This is a genomic window from Nocardiopsis sp. NPDC055551 (genome assembly GCF_053619415.1).
In genome coordinates, this window is the sequence record NZ_JBSHJJ010000011.1 from 1 (window position 1) to 17,096 (window position 17,096).

Genomic DNA, 17,096 nt, shown 5'->3' on the forward strand with positions numbered 1-17,096 from the left:
TGCGGGCGGCAACAATCACGCGGCGGGGAAGGAGGGAGAACCCACCCCCACCCCGCCCAACAACCCCAAGGAACTCGACCCCAGGCGCCCCACCAGCAAAAAATTCCCATCTGCACCAAGAACAGCCCCGTTGATCCCCAGGCCCATCCGGGCTAAGCGTTACAGGACAGAACGTTGTTGCCAGAACTGCTGCCAAAGCGAAGACCGTCAGGCCGTGGTCGGCTCGCTCATGCCTTGATCTCTCGGAGGCTCGGGACCTTGGTCAAGAGGAGCAGTGCTTCCCACAGGCGAAACCGCTCGGTCATCGTGGGGACTGTGTCGAGGACCGGGCCGAAGAATGTCCGCTGTCCTCCGTCTGGCGCTGTAATGGCCATGATCGGCGTACCTATTTCAGCGTCGATGCGGTCGACGCCGTCACGGTGGGAGGCACGTAGCTCGGCATCGTAGTCGGTGGACGTGCCGGCTTTCACGAGTTCGACAGACAGACCGGTGCGTTGCAGCGCCTCACCGAGTTCACCGAGCCATTGCCGTTCGGTGCCATCTGGGTTGGTCCAGAGTGCGTCGTAGAAGGCACCGAGCGATTCGTGTCCGTGCCTGGTCTGGACGGCTGCGGCAACACGTGCGGGGATCCAGAGGTAGCCGTGGGGATCGCCCTCAGGATCGTCGTCGCGATGTTCGTTGAGGATCGACAGACTCATGACACGCCAGTTCACTTCGAGCGGCACTTCGTCGGCGATCTGGGTGATCCAGCGTGCGGTGTGACGGGTGAGCGGGCAGGCGGGATCGAGCCAGAAGTCCACGACCCAACCGGTCTGGGCATCGGTAACGGTCGTTCCTGCGGTTGTGGTGCTCATGTCGTTCTCCTACCTGGGCGGTAATACCCGGGTCCATCCCCGCGTGCACGGGGAGCAGGACTCGTTGACCTGCGGGTTCATCCGGCCCACCGGCCCGAATCCGCAACCGGTCGAGAAACAGACAAACCAGACACCGAACCTCCGCAGTCGCTCCGAAAGACTCACCCAGGTTCCCGGCCGGCACAAGACGGCCGGGAAACCCTCGATCACCCCTACTCACCTACTCCCCTGGCCAGAGGAAGCGTTGGGCTTTCGCCCAGGGAGAGCTTTCCTCCTCTGGAAGATAGGTGCGTGTTTCAAAGGAGTCGACGACCACCTGACGCAGCTCGGGCAGACCTCCCTGAACAGCCCCCACGGCCCGGGCCTGCACCAACAGGTTCCCCACGGCGGTGCCCTCCGCCGGTCCCGCGATCGCCGGCAGGCCGGTGGCCTCGGCGGTGAGGCGACACAACAGCGTGTTCCGCGACCCTCCCCCGACGATGTGCACCACCTCGACCTCTTGGCCTGACAACTCGGCGGCCTGTCGCACGGCCCGACGGTAGGCCAGGGCCAAGGAATCCAGCACGCACCGCACCACCTGAACAGGGTCGCCGGGAGGGGGCCGGCCGGTCTCGGTGGCGAACTCGGCGATCCTGGCCGGCATGTCACCGGGTGGCGCGAACCGGGGGTCGTCCACGTCCACCACGCACCTCAGCTTCGGTAGACGAGCCGCTCGCTCCAACAGGTCGGCCAGATCCACGTCGAGGCCTTGGTCCCGCCAGGTGCGCAGGGACTCCTGAAGCAACCACAGCCCGGTCACGTTGCGCAGGTAGCGCACGGTCCCGTCCACACCGAGTTCGTTGGTGAAGTTGGCCTTCCTCCCCTCTTCGGAGAGCACCGGACGGTCCGACTCCACTCCCACGAGCGACCACGTGCCCGAGGAGATGTAGGCGAAGCGCGAGGTGCGCGCGGGTACGGCCACCACGGCGGAGGCGGTGTCGTGGGAGCCCACCGCGACCAGCGGCGTCCCGCGATCCCTCACCGGGCCGATGATGTGGCCGGGGTCGATCAGGTCGGGGAGCAGGTTCCTCACGGGAACCCCGAAGGCATCCTCCAACAGGTTCAGGCAGGCTTCGGCCCAGCGACGCCCCTTCACGTCCACCAGCCCGGTGGTGGAGGCGTTGGTCGACTCCGCCACCTTTTGGCCGGTCAGCCAGTAGGCGAACAGGTCCGGGATCAGTAGCAGGTCGCGTGCGGCCGCGAGCTGGGCGCTTCCGGCGGCGGCCACGAGCTGGAAGACGGTGTTGAAGGGCTGCACCTGTAGCCCGTTGACGGCGTACAGGTCCGCGGCGCGGAGGTGCTCGAACACCCGCTCGGGCACACCGTCGGTGCGCCGGTCCCGGTAGTGGACGGGGTTGCCCAGCAGTGCGCCGTCGGCGTCGAGCAGGCCGTGGTCCACGGCCCAGGAGTCGATGCCGACGGAGGCGAGTGGGCCATGGTCCCGGGCCGCTTGTTCCAGGCCGGTGACGGCTCCGGAGTACAGCGACAACACGTCCCAGTGCAGTCGTTCGCCCACGGCCACCGGGGTGTTGGCGAACCGTGCGGTCTCCTCGGTGCGCAGGGCACCGTCGCGCAGGTTGCCGGTGATCACCCGACCGCTGGAAGCGCCCAGGTCGATCGCGGCGTGCGGTCCCACCGCGCTCACCGCAGGAAGGCGGCGGCGACCCCGCCGTCGACGGGCACGTGCAGGCCGGTGGTGTGCGCCAGTTCCCCCGCGGTGAGCGCGAACACCGCGTTGGCCACGTGTTCGGGCAGCACCTCACGACCAAGGAGAGTGCGCTTGGCGTAGAAGGCGCCCAACTCCTCTTCGGGCACCCCGTACACCTTGGCGCGCTGGGCGCCCCACCCGCCGGCGAAGATGCCCGAGCCGCGCACCACACCGTCGGGGTTGACGCCGTTGACCCGGATGGCGTGCTCGCCCAGCTCGGCGGCGAGCAGGCGCACCTGGTGGGCCTGGTCGGCCTTGACGGCGGAGTAGGCGATGTTCTTGGGCCCGGCGAACACCGCGTTCTTGGAGGCGATGTAGACGATGTCGCCGCCCATGTCCTGCTCGATCATCAGGCGCGCGGCCTCTCGGGAGACCAGGAAGGACCCCTTGGCCATGACGTCGTGCTGGAGGTCCCAGTCGCGTTCGGTGGTCTCCAGCAGCGGCTTGGAGATGGACAGTCCGGCGTTGTTGACCACCAGGTCCACCCCGCCGAAGGCCAGGGCGGCGGCGCGCGAGGCCTCGGCCACGGCGTCGGCGTCGCTCACGTCGCAGCCCACCCCGACGGCGGTGTCGGCACCACCGAGTTCGGCCGCGACCTCGGCGGCCTGATCGGCGTCCAGGTCGGAGACGACCACGCAGGCACCCTCGGCGGCCAGGCGGGTGGCGATGGCCTTGCCGATACCGCTCGCGGCACCGGTGACCAGGGCGACCCGGCCGGCCAGGGGTTTGGGCGCGGGCAGCCGTTTGAGCTTGGCCTCCTCCAGTGCCCAGTACTCGATGCGGAACTTCTCCGACTCCTCGATGGGCCGGTAGGTGGACACGGCCTCGGCGCCGCGCATCACGTTGATGGCGTTGACGTAGAACTCGCCGGCCACGCGCGCGGTCTTGGCGTCCTTGCCGAAGGAGAACATGCCCACCCCGGGCACCAGGACGATGGCCGGGTCGGCGCCGCGCATGGCCGGGCTGTCGGCGGTGGCGTGGCGTTCGTAGTAGGCGCGATAGTCCTTTCGGTACTGCCGGTGGAGTTCGCGCAGACGCTCGACGACCCGTTCCAGAGGTTCGGTGGCCGGCAGGTCCAACACCAGGGGGCGGACCTTGGTGCGCAGGAAGTGGTCGGGGCAGGAGGTGCCCAGGGCGGCCAGTCGGGGGTGTTCGGCGCGGGCGAGGAAGTCCAGGACCTCCTCGCTGTCGGTGAAGTGGCCGATCTGTCGGTGGTCGGTGGAGGCCAGACCACGGATCACCGGGGCCAGGGCGGCGGCGCGCCGGGCGCGTTCGGTCTGCGGCAGCGCCTGGTGTTCGTCCAGGACCGGACCGAAGGGGCCGGGGCGGCCGCGTTCGGCGAGGAAGGTCTCGGCGGTGCGGATGACCTCCAGGGAGTTGGCCTCGCACTGCTCGCTGGTCTCGGCCCAGGTGGTGATGCCGTGTCCGCCAAGGATCGCGCCGATGGCGTTCGGGTTCTCTTCGGCGATGCGGGCGATGTCCAGCCCGAGTTGGAAGCCGGGCCTGCGCCAGGGCACCCACACCACGCGGTCGCCGAAGCACTCGCGGGTCAGTCGTTCACCGTCGGCGGCGGTGGCGAGCGCGATCCCGGAGTCGGGGTGCAGGTGGTCCACGTGCGCGGCGCGCACCAAGGCGTGCATGGCGGTGTCGATGGAGGGCGCGGCCCCGCCCTTACCGAAGAGACAGTGGTCGAAGGCGGCGACCATGTCGTCCTCGCGTCCCTCGCCCGGGTAGACGTCCACGAGGGCGCGCAGGCGGTCCATGCGCAGGACGGCCAGACCGTCCTCGGTGAGGGTTCCCAGGTCGCCACCGGAACCCTTGACCCACAGCAGGTCGACGGGTCGGCCGGTGACGGGGTCGGTGGCGCTGCCCTCGGCGGAGGTGTTGCCGCCCGCGTAGTTGGTGTTACGCGGGTCGGCACCGAGGGCGTTACTGCGTGCGATGAGCTGGGCGACGACGGGATCGGACACGGTGTTTCCCTGTTCTGTGTCGTGGTGTGTCGGTCGTGCCGGCCGGTCGGGGCCGGTCATGCGCCCCATCCGGCCTGGGTCCCGCCCTGGCGTTCGCCGGCGACGCGCTCCACGTACCCGGAGGCGGCGTGGGCGGCCATGGGGTCGGGGTGCAGGCCCTGTTCCTCGCGCAGCCCGGCCAGGAGGGGGCGCACGTCGGTGTTGTAGGCGTCCATCAACGCGGCGTTGGCGCCCAGCACGTCGCCCGAGTCCTGCGCGGCGGCCAGGGCCTCGGCGTCCACGAGCAGGGCCTTGGCGGTGGCCTCCTGCACGTTCATCACCGAGCGGATCTGTCCGGCGATCTTGGGTTCGATGTTGTGGCACTGGTCGAGCATGAACGCGACCTCGGTGTCGGCGGCCAGGGCCCCGCCGCGCACCACCTCGTACATGATGCGGAAGAGCTGGAAGGGGTCGGCGGCGCCGACCATGAGGTCGTCGTCGGCGTAGAAGCGCGAGTTGAAGTCGAAGGCGCCGAGCTTCCCGGCGCGGAGCAGGAACGCGACGATGAACTCGATGTTGGTGTGCGCGGCGTGGTGGCCGGTGTCCACGCACACCACGGCCCGCTCGCCCAACTCCAGGCAGTGGGCGTGGGCGGTGCCCCAGTCGGGGACGTCGGTGGCGTAGAAGGCGGGTTCGAAGAGCTTGTACTCCAGCAGGATCCGCTGGTCGCCGCCCAATCGGTCGTAGACCTCGCGCAGCGCCTCGGCGAGACGGTCCTGGCGGGCGCGCAGGTCGTCCTGGCCGGGGTAGTTGGTGCCGTCGGCGAACCAGAGCTTGAGGTCGCGCGAGCCGGTGGCGTCCATGACGTCGACGCATTCCAGCAGGTGGTCGATGGCCTTGCGGCGCACGCGGGCGTCGGGGTTGGTGACGCTGCCGAGCCGGTAGTCGTCGTCCTGGAAGACGTTGGCGTTGATGGTGCCGATGGCGGTGCCCAGGTCGCGGGCGTGGGCGGCCAGGGCGGAGTAGTCGTCCACCTCGTCCCAGGGGATGTGCAGTGCGACGGTGGGGGCGACCCCGGTGTGGCGGTGCACTTCGGCGGCGTCGGCGATCTTCTCCCAGGGGTCGCGGGGCACCCCGGGTTGCGCGAACACCTTGAATCGGGTCCCGGAGTTGCCGAAGGCCCAGGAGGGAAGCTCGATGTGCTGGCGGCGCAGGACGGCGAGGGTGTCCGGTGTGACCACGATGGGGGCTCCGTTCGGTGGGGTGGGATCGCGGAGCTCGCGATCATTGAATCGTTTCATTCAAGTATCGACGAAGCTATCCCGGCACCTGGAAGGGTGTCAACGGTCACCTTTATCCACCCTGGTTACAACGTTTTACTCCTCGGTCCGAAAAGAGGGCCGGGGCTCCTCGCCCCGGCCCTCTCCCGGTCCTGCGACCTGTCTATCCGCGCCCGGCCAGGGTGCGGCTGCGTCCGCGGAACTCGGCGACGATCTCCTCGCCCCGGCGGACGGTCACGTCGTAGACGCCACTGCGCCCGAAGACCACACGCTCCTCGGCGGTGGCCACCAACACGTCGCCCTCGTGGGCCGGAGCCACGAACGTGACGTCTGCGCCGGAGGCCACGGTCACCCCTCCGCCGTCCACGTTGCACGCGCACGCGAACGCGGTGTCGGCCAGGGTGAACAACAACCCTCCGTGGGCGATGTCGTAGCCGTTGAGCATGAGCGGGCCGACGACCATCTCCACCACCGCACGCCCATCGGTGGCCTCCACCAGGCGCATGCCCAGGTTCTTTGAGGCACGGTCGGCCTCGAACATCCGCCAGGCGGTCTCGTTGCGCCCCCTGGGCGCCTCCGCCCCGCTCATGAGTCGAAGTCCACGGTCACGGCGTCGGTCACCGGCAGCGACTGGCAGGCCAGCGCGTACCCGGCCTCCACCTCGGCGGGGGTGAGCGCGTAGTTGCGCACCATCTGGACCTCACCACCGCACACCTTGACCCGGCAGGTCCCGCACACCCCGCCCTTGCAGGCGAAGGGAACGTCGGGACGGTAGCGCTGGGCCGAGTCCAGCACGGGCACCCCTTGGGGCAGGGTCAGCGTGGTGGTCCGGCCGTCCAACACGACGGTGACCTCGCTGGCGGGTCCCTCGACCTCGGGGTCCTCGTGTCGGGCCTGGGGCGGTGGTTCGGCACCCTCGACGAAGAACAGCTCCTGGTGGACGCGTTCGCCGTCCACCCCGTGTTCGGCCAGCACCCGTTGGGCGTCGGTGACCATCGTGTAGGGCCCGCACAGCCACCAGTGGTCGACACCGTCCGCAGCGATGATGGTCGACAGCAACGCGTCGAGCTTGGCGCCGTCCAGACGCCCGGTGAACAGCTCCGACTCTCTCGGCTCACGCGAGAGCACGTGCACCAGTTCCAGTCGTGGTCCGAAGGAGTCCTTGAGGTCGGCCAGCTCGTCGGCGAACATCACCGTGTCGCTGCGGCGGTTGCCGTACAACAACGTGACGTGGGAGCCGGTGCGGCGCAGCAGCGAAGCGGCCATGGACAGCACCGGGGTGATGCCCGAACCCGCGGCCACCAGCACGTGCCGGGCGGTCTCGGTCAAATCGGGGCTGAAGCGGCCCGTGGGCGCGCCCACCTCGATCTCGTCGCCCGCGCGCACCTCGCGGACCAGCCAGGTGGAGAACAGGCCGTCGGCGACCAGACGCACACCCACGCGGGGCGCCTCGCCCACCGGGGCACAGATCGAGTAGCTGCGACGCTCCTCCACACCATCGATCACACGACGCAGGGTCAGCGACTGCCCGGGGGCGAACGCGAACACCTCGGCCAGATGGTCGGGGACGTCGAAGGTGACGGCGACGGCGTCCTCGCACAGGCGCTCGACGGCGGCCACGCGCAGCCGGTGGAACGCCGCCCGGCCGCGTCCGGCGGCGGGGGCGGTCTCGGTGACGGGTGTGGTCACGGTCAGATCTCCTTGACGTGCTCGAACGGTTCGAGGCAGGAACGGCAACGGTGCAGCGACTTGCAGGAGGTCGCGCCGAAGCGGGACAGTTCCTCGGTCTCGGCCGAACCGCACAGCGGACAGCGCGGGACGGTTCGGGTGGGCAGCAGGGTGAGGGGGACGGGGCCGGCGGGCCGCTCGGGCGCCCCGCCGGGCGGCGAGATGCCGTGCTCGGTGAGCTTGCGCCTCCCCTCCCCGGTGATCCAGTCGGTGGTCCAGGGCGGGGAGAGCGTGGTGCGCACCCGCACCTGCTCGAACCCGGCCGCGCGCACGGCCGTGTCCACGTCCACGCGCATCTCGGCCAGGGCCGGACAGCCCGAGTAGGTGGGGGTGATCCACACCTGGGCGGCACCGTCCTCGGTGATCTCGACCTCGCGCAGGATGCCCAGGTCGGCCAGGGTCAGCATGGGAAGTTCGGGGTCGGTGACCGCGGCCGCCGCCGCCCACAGGCGACGATGTTCCTCGGTCCGCGATGTGGTGGCTACCATGTCGCCTCCGGGTGCCTGCGGGCCACCCGCTGGAGTTCGGTCAGCAGGGGCGCCAGTTCGTCGGTGTGCCGGCCCTCGCGCCCGGCCGGCTCGGCCTCGGGGAAGGACCCGGGCGCCTCCAACGTGGCCGCGGTCAGCACCTGGTCCAGGACCTGGTGGACCTCCTCGCGCACCGTGGCCGGGTCCACCGCCACCCCTTGGTCGGCCAGGGCGGCCTCCACCGGGTGGGTGGCGAAGAGTTCGCCGGTCAGCGGCCACACGTCGGCGACCGCTCGGGCCATGCGCTCGTGCGAGTACTCGGTTCCATCACCCAGGCGCAGCGCCCAGGAAACCGCGTACTCGCGGTGGTAGGCGACCTCGTTGACGCCCTTGGCGGCGATGGCGGACAGCACCGGGTCCCCACTGTCGGCCAACCGGGTGAACAGGGCCAGTCGCCAGGTGGAGAGCACGAGCAGCGTGGTCACGCACCGGGCGAAGTCACCCCGCGGGGCCTCGGCCAGGTGCACGTTGCGGAACTCCTCGGGGTCCCGGTGGTAGGCGAAGGCGTCCTCGTCGCGCCCGGTCCCGTCGGCCTGGCCGGCGCGGGCCAGCAGCAGACGGGCCTGACCCAGCAGGTCCAGCGCGATGTTGGCCAGGGCCACCTCCTCCTCCAGTTCGGGGGCGTCGGTCACCCAGTGGACGAGCCGCTGCGCTTGGACCAGGGAGTCGTCGCCGAGCATCTGGCAGTACAGGGCCAGGTCATGGCCGTCCACCCCCGTGGGAAGGGTGGTGTCCACACCCGCGAGCGCCTCGGTGAAACCGGTACCGAAGGCCCAGCGGGCGTCGCCGTCGTGTTCCTCGGTCAGGCCGGTGAAGATGTTGTCGCCACTCATGTCGTTCCTTTGAAACCTCGTTCGTCCCCGTGTGTTCGCGCTAGATGTGCGGGACGTCCTCGGGGATCGGGTAGAAGGTCGGGTGGCGGTAGACCTTGTCACCGCTGGGCTCGAAGTAGGGGTCCTTCTCGTCCGGGCTGGAGGCGGTGATGTTCTGGGCGAGCACCACCCAGATGCTCACGCCCTCGTTGCGCCGGGTGTAGAGGTTGCGGGCGTTGTGCAGGGCCATCTCGTCGTCGGGGGCGTGCAGGGAGCCCACGTGGACGTGGTTGAGGCCGCGCTTGCCGCGCACGAAGACCTCGTACAGGGGCCATTCGGGCCGGGCCGGGCCGGTGCCGTCGGTGTTGCTCATGCCGCGACCTCCCGGACGCTCTTGTGCTTGTCGGCGTAGGCGGTGGCGGCCTCGCGGACCCACGCACCGTTGTCATGGGCGGCGCGACGCCGCTCCACACGCTCGGCGTTCTTGGGGCCGTTGCCCGAGATGACCTGCTTGAACTCGTCCCAGTCCGGTTCACCGAAGTCGTAGTGGCCGCGCTCGTCGTTCCAGGCCAGTTCGGGGTCGGGCAGGGTGACGCCCAGCTTGTCGGCCTGCGGGACGGTCATGTCGATGAACTTCTGGCGCAGGTCGTCGTTGGTGTCGATCTTGATGCCCCAGTCCAGCGACCGCCGGGTGTTGGGCGAGTCGGCGTCGGGCGGGCCGAGCATCATCAGGGACGGCCACCACCAGCGGTCCACGGCCTCTTGGACCATCGCGCGCTGGCCCTCGGTGCCGGCCATCATGCGCATGAGCAGTTCGTAGCCCTGCCGCTGGTGGAAGGACTCCTCCTTGCAGATGCGCACCATGGCGCGGGCGTAGGGGCCGAAGGAGGTGCGGCACAGCGGGACCTGGTTGCAGATCGCGGCGCCGTCCACCAACCAGCCGATCACACCCACGTCGGCGAAGCTCAGCGCCGGGTAGTTGAAGATCGAGGAGTATTTCTGGCGTCCCTCGATCAGGCGCTCGGTGAGGTCGGCGCGGTCCACGCCGAGGGTCTCGGCGGCCGCGTACAGGTACAGGCCGTGTCCGGCCTCGTCCTGGACCTTGGCCAGCAGGATGGCCTTGCGGCGCAGGCTGGGCGCGCTCGCGATCCAGTCGCCCTCGGGCTGCATCCCGATGATCTCCGAATGCGCGTGCTGGGAGACCTGACGGATGAGGGTCTTGCGGTAGGCCTCGGGCATCCAGTCACGCGGTTCGACGCGCTGGTTGGCCGCGATCCTGGCGTCGAATTCCGCCTGGAGAGCCTCGTCGGCGCCGGGGGGCGCTTCCTGGGCCGTGGTCGACATTGATCATTCCCCATTCATAACCGAACGTTCGGTCAGTAATTAGTATCGCCGGATGTGGTGGTCCGATGCAAGGGGTGCGCGCCACGAAGACCGGCGCGCACCCCGCGGGGGACTACTTCCCGGTGAAGGTGGGCTTCTGCTTGGCCAGGAACGCGTTGACCGCGCCCACGTGGTCGGCGGTCTCCCCCAGCTGGTTCTGCAGGTCCGCCTCCTCCTCCAGCAACTCCGCCACTTCGAGGCCGCCCTCGGCCGCCGAACGCACCTCGCGCTTGGCCGCCACGAACGCGGCGGTGGGTCCTGAGGCCAGCTTCCGGGCCACCTCGTGGGCGCGCGTCTCCCAGTCCTGGTCGTCCACCACCTCGGTGACCAGACCCAGTTCCAGGGCTCGGTCCGCGACCATCATGGTGCCCAGCAGCATCAGTTCCATCGCCCGGGCCTGACCCAGAGCACGCACCAGACGCGTCGCCAACCCCGAGTCCGAGGCCAGACCGACCCCGGTGAAGGCGGTGCCGAACTTGGCGCGGCGGGCCGCCACCCGCACGTCACCGGCCAGCGCGAACCCCATGCCGGCGCCCACGCAGGCCCCGCCGATACCCACCACGAGCGGTACCTGGATACGCTCCAGGCCCAGCACGATGGGGTTGTAGTGCTCGCGCACCGTGTCCAACGCGCCCGGGCCGGAGGGGTCCTCCAGCAGACGCGCGTGCTCGGCAAGGTCCTGTCCGACGCAGAACGCCTTGTCCGACCCCAGGAACAGCACCGCGCGCGCGGTGGTGGACTCGGCCGCCCGGTTCACCGCCTCCAGCAGCTCCTCCTTGACCCGAATGGTCAGCGCCGGGGTGTTCAGCCGGATCGTGGCCAGCCCGTCGGCCTCCTCGAACCACGCCGCCCTGTCTTCGCTCACGCCTTGTCTCCCTCGTCCCAGATGTGGAAGCCCTCGCCGCTCTTGCGGCCGAGCCTGCCCTCGGCGACCTTACGGCGCAACAGCTCCGGAGGAGTGAACCGGTCCCCCAGTTCGGCGGCCAGGTACTCGGCGATGGCCAACCGCACGTCCAGTCCGACCAGGTCGGTGAGCTTGAGCGGCCCCATCGGGTGGCGGTAGCCCAACTCCATGGCGGTGTCGATGTCGGCGGGCGAGGCCACGCCCTCCTCGACCATACGGATCGCCTCCAGGCCCAGGGTGACGCCCAGACGGCTGGTGGCGAAACCGGGTGCGTCGCGCACCACGATCTCGGTCTTGCCCAGGGCGTCGGCCCAGCCGCGCACCGCATCCAGCACGGCAGGGTCGGTCTCGGGCGCGGTGACGATCTCCACCAGCTTGGAGGCCGGGACCGGGTTGAAGAAGTGCGTGCCCAGGAATCGGCTCGGACGCTTGAGCGCCGCGGCCAGTTCGGTCACCGATAGCGAACTGGTGTTGGAGGCCAGAACGGTCTCCTCGCCCACTACCGCCTCGGCGGCGGTGAGCACCGCGATCTTCAGCTCGGGCCTCTCGGGCACCGCCTCGATGACGATCCCGGCCTCGGCGGGGATGTCGGCGGTGTCGATGACCACGTCCATCCGGGCCAGGTAGAGGGTGGGTTCGAGGTCGATCTTGCCGCGCTCACGCGCCTTGTCCAGCCCGGCCGCGACCCGACCGCGGCCCGCCTCGGCCGCCTCGACGGTGGCCTCGACCAGCACCACGCGGGCGCCGGCCATGAGGAACTGCTGGACGATGCCGGCACCCATGGTGCCGCCGCCGACGACGGCCACGATCTCGGGTACGCCCCGTGGGGTGATCTCGGTCAACGCTTCTTCCTCTCCAGGAAACCGGTCATACGCTCGTGTTTGTCGGCGCTCTCGAACAGCACCGCCTGGGTCAGGTCGTCGGCCAGCGGGTGCACCCCGTCGGCGTCCAGGACCATCTTGGTCATGCGCAGGGCCATCGGCGAGGAGGCCGCCATACGGTCCAGCAGGGCGTGGGCGCTCTCGCGCAACTCCTCGGAGGGGACGATCCGCGCGATGAGCCCGTGACGCAGCGCGGCCTCGGCGTCCAGCCGGAAACCGCCCAGCAGTACCTGTTTGGCCACCGAGGCGCCCACCAGTTCCTTGAGCCGCCAGCACGCGCCGGCGCCCGCGATGATGCCCAGGCCCGGCTCGGGTTGGGCGAACACCGCGGTGGGGGTGGCGACGCGGATGTCGCAGGCATAGGACAGTTCCGCGCCGCCGCCCAGCGCCCAACCGTCGACCGCCGCCACGGTGGGCGCGGGCAGTCGGTGCAACCGCTCGAACAGGCGACTGTTGATCCCGGCCAAGGCCTCCTCGCGGCCGCGTTCGCGCAGCTCGGAGATATCGGCGCCGCCCGCGAAGACCGTGCCGTGCCCGGTCAGCAACAGGGGTTTGGGGTCGGCCTCCAGTTCGGCGCACACCCGGTGCAGTTCGGCGATCATCCGCCCGTTGATGGCGTTGCGGGCCTCGGGGCGGTGCAACTCCACCACCGTGCGGTCCTCGCGCCGCTCCACCAGCAGGGTCTCGAAGTCCTCGTCGTTCTCGCTCATACTCGCTCCACCAGGAGCGCCGCGCCCTGACCCACGCCCACGCACAGGGTGGCCAGGCCACGCCGCGCGTCCTCGCGTTCCATGCGGTTGAGCAGGGTGACCAGGATGCGCGCACCGGAGGAACCCAGCGGATGGCCCAGCGCGATGGCGCCGCCGTCGGCGTTGACACGGTCCTCCTGCAGGCCGAGTCGGCGCATCACCCCCAGCGACTGTGCCGCGAAGGCCTCGTTGAGCTCGATCGCGCCGACCTCGTCCAGCTTCCACCCGGCCCGGTCCAGGACCTTGTGGGTGGCCGGGACCGGGCCCAGACCCATCACCTGGGGTGCGACGCCGGCCGAGGCCGAGGAGACCACACGTGCGCGGGGAGTGAGACCGTACCGCTCCACCGCGTCCGCGCCGGCCAAGAGCAGGGCGGAGGCGCCGTCGGAGAGGGAGGAGGAGTTGCCCGCGGTGACGATGCCGCCCTGGCGGAACACCGGGCGCAGCCTGCCCAGGCTCTCCATGTTCGAACCCGCGCGCGGCCCCTCGTCGGCGGTGACCTCGTGGGTCGCGCCCTTGCGACCGTGCACGGTGACCGGGACGATCTCGCCGTCGAAGCGCCCTGCCTCGGCCGCGGCGATGGCGCGCTCGTGGCTGCGCAGCGCGAAGGCGTCGCACTCCTGGCGGCTCAACCCCTCCAGACGCGCGACCTCCTCGGCGGTCTCGCCCATGGACAGGGTGTAGCGCAACTCGTCGGGAGAGGCGTCCTCGGACACCTGGGCGTCGGCCTCGGCGAAGCGGGGGTTGGTGAAGCGCCAACCCAGGGAGGTGTCGGCGACCTCGCCCGGCTTGGCCCACGGGGTGCCGGGCTTGGCCATCACCCAGGGGGCGCGGGTCATCGACTCCACGCCGCCGGCGACCACCACGTCGGCCTCACCCGAGCGGATGGCCTGGGCCGCGGAGGAGACGGCGGTCAGGCCGCTGGCGCACAGCCGGTTGACGGTGTAGCCGGGCACGCTGGGGTCCAGGCCGGCGAGCAGGGTCGCCATGCGCGCCACGTTGCGGTTGTCCTCGCCCGCCTGGTTGGCGGCGCCGAGGATGACCTCGTCGACGACCTCGCCGGGTACTCCGCTGCGGCGCACGACCTCGGCCACGACCCGGGCGGCGAGGTCGTCGGGACGGACTGAGGCGAGGGCGCCCCCGTACCGGCCTTGAGGGGTGCGGACCCCGTCGACCACGTAGACGTCGCTCACGAACGGCCTCCCATGTTGCGCGCGGTGGCGTGCGCCACCGCGTGGTGTGAACTCATCGACACATCTCCTTGACACGGCAGGTCGGAGACTGGATAAATGCATTAGTAACCGACCGTTCGGTCAGTAAGCAAGTCGGTCCGGCCCTTGACAGGGCCGACCCACACCCGTCACCGCGCGGCGGACCGCCCACCCACCCAGGCCTTGGGCCTGCGCGGGCCACCGCGCACCGTACCCGGAGAGGCCCATGGCAAGCCAGGACACCACCACGCAGCCGGCCGGCACCACGATCCCCCGACGACTCGGGCAGGCACCCGCGCCCGAGTCGCTCGACCCGGCCGAACGCATGAGCGTCGACGAGCTCCGCGCTTTGCAGCTCGACCGCCTGCGCTGGACCCTGGAGCACGCCTACACCAACGTGCCCCTGTACAAGCGCAAGTTCGACGAGGCGGGCGTCCACCCCGAGGACCTCAGGACGTTGGAGGACCTCGCCCTCTTCCCCCACACCACCAAGGCCGACCTGCGCGACAACTATCCCTTCGGCATGTTCGCCGTGCCCCAGGACCGGATCAGCCGCATCCACGCCTCCAGCGGCACCACCGGCAAACCCACAGTGGTCGGCTACACGCGCGAGGACATCGACACCTGGGCCGAGGTCGTGGCCCGCTCCATCCGCGCCGCCGGCGGACGCCCCGAGCACAAGGTGCACGTCTCCTACGGCTATGGCCTGTTCACCGGTGGCCTGGGCGCCCACTACGGCGCCGAGAGGCTCGGTTGCACCGTCATCCCCGCCTCCGGTGGCCAGACCGCCAAGCAGGTCCAGCTCATCCAGGACTTTCGCCCCGAGATCATCATGATCACCCCCAGCTACATGTTGACGCTGTTGGACGAGTTCGAGAATCAGGGAATCGACCCGCGTTCCACCTCTCTCAAGATCGGTGTCTTCGGCGCCGAGCCCTGGACCGAGAAGATGCGCCGCGAGATCGAGGACCGTTTCGACATCAACGCCGTGGACATCTACGGCCTGTCCGAGGTCATGGGCCCGGGCGTGGCCAACGAGTGCGTGGAGACCAAGGACGGCCTGCACGTCTGGGAGGACCACTTCTACCCCGAGGTCCTGGACCCCATCACCCAGGACGTCCTGCCCGACGGTGAGAACGGCGAACTGGTCTTCACCTCGCTGACCAAACAGGCCATGCCGATCATCCGCTACCGCACCCGTGACCTGACCACCCTGCGCCCGGGCACCGCCCGCCCCATGCGTCGCATGGACAAGGTCACCGGCCGCAGCGACGACATGATCATCCTGCGCGGGGTCAACGTCTTCCCCACCCAGATCGAGGAGATCGTGCTGGGCCTGGACGGTCTGGCGCCGCACTTCCAGCTGGTGCTCACCAAGGAGGGCCGCCTGGACCGCATGGCCGTGCGTGTGGAGGCGGCACCCGACTGCACCTCCGACCGCCGAGTGGTCCTGTCCCGCGAGATCACCGCCACCATCAAGGACAAGGTCGGGGTCAACGTCACCGTGGACGTCGTCGACCCCGAGCGGATCGAACGCTCCGTGGGCAAGTTCCGCCGCATCATCGACCAGCGTCCCCAGGACTGACACCCCGACCCTCTGGGTCCCCGGCCCCACGACGCGTCCTACCGGGTCAGGCCCTCACCCTCCACCAAGGGAAGCGCGCGCCCGCCCACGTGGACGTACTCGTGCCCCGGCTCCAAGGCGTAGAAGGTGACGGGGACCCAGGTGCGCTGTTCCTCGGGACGGAACAGGTAAGCGTTTTCACGCAGCGGTGCCAACGGATGGGCCTTGGGCGGCTCGGGTGCGATCCCGGTCAGTCCGCCCAGGTCGACCACGCGCAGCACGAGCCGTTCACCGGTGCCGCGCACCTCCAGTCGCTGCACGGCGTTGCGATAGGCCCCCAGCAGCGGCAGGTCCTCGGCGTCCGCCACGGGTCCGGGTTCGACCGCGGGGACGGGCGCCGGACGGATCCGCACCCGCGCCACCTCCTCGAACACCTCCGCGTACAGCTCCTGATACAGGTCACGGGCCTGGCCGCCATTGGTCAGCAACGTCACCGCCAGGCCGGCCTCCGGGAACAGGCGCAGGAACGCCGACTGTCCGATGGTGTTGCCGTCGTGCCCCACCAACCGGTACCCGTCCCAGCCGTAGCGGATCCAGCCCAGGCCCCAGGAGTCGCCCAGGGTGTCGGGATCGGGCAGGTCCACCGAGTGACGCGTCATGGCCTCGGCCGACTCCGACGAGAGCACCCGTTCGCCCCCGGCCGTGCGGCCACCGCGCAGGTGCGCCGCGGCGAAGGTCAACACGTCAGCGGCGTTGGCGTGCACCAGCCCCGCGGGCCCCATCGAACGGGTGATGCCCCACACCGGGACCGGCACCGCGCCGGTCGGATCCACGACGTGCCCCACCGCGGCCCCGTGCAGCACCGCCTCCTCCGGCAGGGTCCCGGCCCGGGTCAGCCCCAACGGGGTGTACAGACGCTCACGCATGGCCTCGTCCCACACCCGCCCGGTGAGCTTCTCGATGATCCGGCCCAACAGCGGGAACCCGGAGTTGCAGTAGGAGAAGGTGGCGCCCAGCGGATGGGTCGGTTCCGAGTCGCGCAACCGCTCCACGTACCGTTCCAGGGCGTCGTCGCCGCGCCCGGTGTCGGTGAACAGGTCACCGTCGATACCGCTGGTGTGGTTCAGCAGGTGACGAACGGTGATCCGCGCGGCGTGCTCGGGGTCGGCCAGACCGAACTCGGGCAGCACCTCGACCACCGGGGTCTCCAAGGAGAGCAGCCCCTCGTCGACCAGACCCAAAACGACGGTGGCCGTCCAAACCTTGGTGATCGACCCGATCTGGAACACCGAACCGGTGTCGACGGCGTGCCCCGTCCCGACGTTGAGCACACCGTGCGCGACCTCGACCACCTCGTCGTCACCATCGGCGCCCAGGCGCAGGATGCCGAGTTGGGCTCCGGGCACGCCGTGCCGTTCGGCCAGCGCCGCCAGCCGTTCCCGCCAGTGGTCGATGTCGATGGGTCGGTGCGTGTGCGTGGTCAACCCGCTCCCCTGTCCCTTTGTCG

16 protein-coding genes are annotated in these 17,096 nt (G+C 70.0%); 1 reads left to right on the forward strand and 15 read right to left on the reverse strand.

Translation table 11 applies throughout. From position 1 onward, the window contains the following. Positions 1 to 227: 227 nt before the first annotated feature. From ACWGSK_RS19750 to ACWGSK_RS19815, 14 genes are all read right to left on the reverse strand, one after another. The gene (locus tag ACWGSK_RS19750; protein ID WP_358505046.1) at positions 228 to 854 is read right to left on the reverse strand and encodes a mycothiol-dependent nitroreductase Rv2466c family protein; all 627 of its coding nucleotides are present in this window, start codon (positions 852 to 854) and stop codon (positions 228 to 230) included. 220 nt (positions 855 to 1,074) lie between these two features. After that, positions 1,075 to 2,529, reverse strand: a complete 1,455-nt coding sequence (locus ACWGSK_RS19755) for a rhamnulokinase (RefSeq protein WP_358505418.1) — start codon at positions 2,527 to 2,529, stop codon at positions 1,075 to 1,077. Positions 2,530 to 2,534: 5 nt separating this feature from the next. Further along, the gene (locus tag ACWGSK_RS19760; RefSeq protein WP_358505049.1) at positions 2,535 to 4,640 is read right to left on the reverse strand and encodes a bifunctional aldolase/short-chain dehydrogenase; all 2,106 of its coding nucleotides are present in this window, start codon (positions 4,638 to 4,640) and stop codon (positions 2,535 to 2,537) included. After that, a complete protein-coding gene (gene rhaI, locus ACWGSK_RS19765) occupies positions 4,628 to 5,791 on the reverse strand; it encodes an L-rhamnose isomerase (RefSeq protein ID WP_452456399.1) in 1,164 nt (387 codons plus the stop codon). The genes ACWGSK_RS19760 and rhaI overlap by 13 nt, the downstream gene beginning before the upstream one ends. A 202-nt stretch (positions 5,792 to 5,993) precedes the next feature. After that, positions 5,994 to 6,419 carry a hydroxyphenylacetyl-CoA thioesterase PaaI gene (gene paaI / locus ACWGSK_RS19770; protein WP_452456400.1) on the reverse strand — a complete coding sequence of 142 codons (426 nt, stop codon included), beginning with the start codon at positions 6,417 to 6,419 and terminating at the stop codon, positions 5,994 to 5,996. After that, positions 6,416 to 7,519 (reverse strand): 1,2-phenylacetyl-CoA epoxidase subunit PaaE, encoded by a 1,104-nt coding sequence (paaE, locus tag ACWGSK_RS19775; RefSeq protein WP_452456401.1) that lies wholly within the window; start codon positions 7,517 to 7,519, stop codon positions 6,416 to 6,418. Before paaE ends, paaI begins: the two co-directional genes overlap by 4 nt. A 2-nt stretch (positions 7,520 to 7,521) precedes the next feature. Beyond that, complete coding sequence (paaD, locus tag ACWGSK_RS19780; protein ID WP_452456402.1) at positions 7,522 to 8,046, reverse strand: 1,2-phenylacetyl-CoA epoxidase subunit PaaD; 525 nt, start codon at positions 8,044 to 8,046, stop codon at positions 7,522 to 7,524. Continuing rightward, complete coding sequence (gene paaC, locus ACWGSK_RS19785; RefSeq protein ID WP_358505063.1) at positions 8,040 to 8,918, reverse strand: 1,2-phenylacetyl-CoA epoxidase subunit PaaC; 879 nt, start codon at positions 8,916 to 8,918, stop codon at positions 8,040 to 8,042. Before paaC ends, paaD begins: the two co-directional genes overlap by 7 nt. Before the next feature lie 40 nt (positions 8,919 to 8,958). Beyond that, entirely contained in the window at positions 8,959 to 9,270 is a 312-nt protein-coding gene (gene paaB, locus ACWGSK_RS19790; protein WP_358505066.1) for a 1,2-phenylacetyl-CoA epoxidase subunit PaaB, read from the reverse strand. Beyond that, positions 9,267 to 10,241 carry a 1,2-phenylacetyl-CoA epoxidase subunit PaaA gene (paaA, locus tag ACWGSK_RS19795; protein ID WP_358505069.1) on the reverse strand — a complete coding sequence of 325 codons (975 nt, stop codon included), beginning with the start codon at positions 10,239 to 10,241 and terminating at the stop codon, positions 9,267 to 9,269. The genes paaB and paaA overlap by 4 nt, the downstream gene beginning before the upstream one ends. Before the next feature lie 112 nt (positions 10,242 to 10,353). After that, the gene (locus ACWGSK_RS19800) at positions 10,354 to 11,145 is read right to left on the reverse strand and encodes an enoyl-CoA hydratase/isomerase family protein (protein ID WP_358505072.1); all 792 of its coding nucleotides are present in this window, start codon (positions 11,143 to 11,145) and stop codon (positions 10,354 to 10,356) included. Further along, complete coding sequence (locus tag ACWGSK_RS19805; RefSeq protein ID WP_358505075.1) at positions 11,142 to 12,026, reverse strand: 3-hydroxyacyl-CoA dehydrogenase family protein; 885 nt, start codon at positions 12,024 to 12,026, stop codon at positions 11,142 to 11,144. The genes ACWGSK_RS19800 and ACWGSK_RS19805 overlap by 4 nt, the downstream gene beginning before the upstream one ends. Further along, positions 12,023 to 12,775, reverse strand: coding sequence for an enoyl-CoA hydratase/isomerase family protein (locus ACWGSK_RS19810; protein ID WP_358505078.1), 753 nt, complete (start codon positions 12,773 to 12,775; stop codon positions 12,023 to 12,025). Before ACWGSK_RS19810 ends, ACWGSK_RS19805 begins: the two co-directional genes overlap by 4 nt. Further along, positions 12,772 to 14,007, reverse strand: a complete 1,236-nt coding sequence (locus tag ACWGSK_RS19815; protein ID WP_358505083.1) for a thiolase family protein — start codon at positions 14,005 to 14,007, stop codon at positions 12,772 to 12,774. Before ACWGSK_RS19815 ends, ACWGSK_RS19810 begins: the two co-directional genes overlap by 4 nt. Before the next feature lie 244 nt (positions 14,008 to 14,251). On the opposite strand from ACWGSK_RS19815, the gene paaK reads away from it, so the two are divergent. Beyond that, positions 14,252 to 15,610, forward strand: coding sequence for a phenylacetate--CoA ligase PaaK (gene paaK, locus ACWGSK_RS19820; protein WP_452456403.1), 1,359 nt, complete (start codon positions 14,252 to 14,254; stop codon positions 15,608 to 15,610). Positions 15,611 to 15,648: 38 nt separating this feature from the next. On the opposite strand, the gene ACWGSK_RS19825 is transcribed toward paaK, so the two are convergent. Next, a complete protein-coding gene (locus ACWGSK_RS19825) occupies positions 15,649 to 17,073 on the reverse strand; it encodes a serine hydrolase domain-containing protein (protein ID WP_452456404.1) in 1,425 nt (474 codons plus the stop codon). Positions 17,074 to 17,096: the final 23 nt, after the last annotated feature.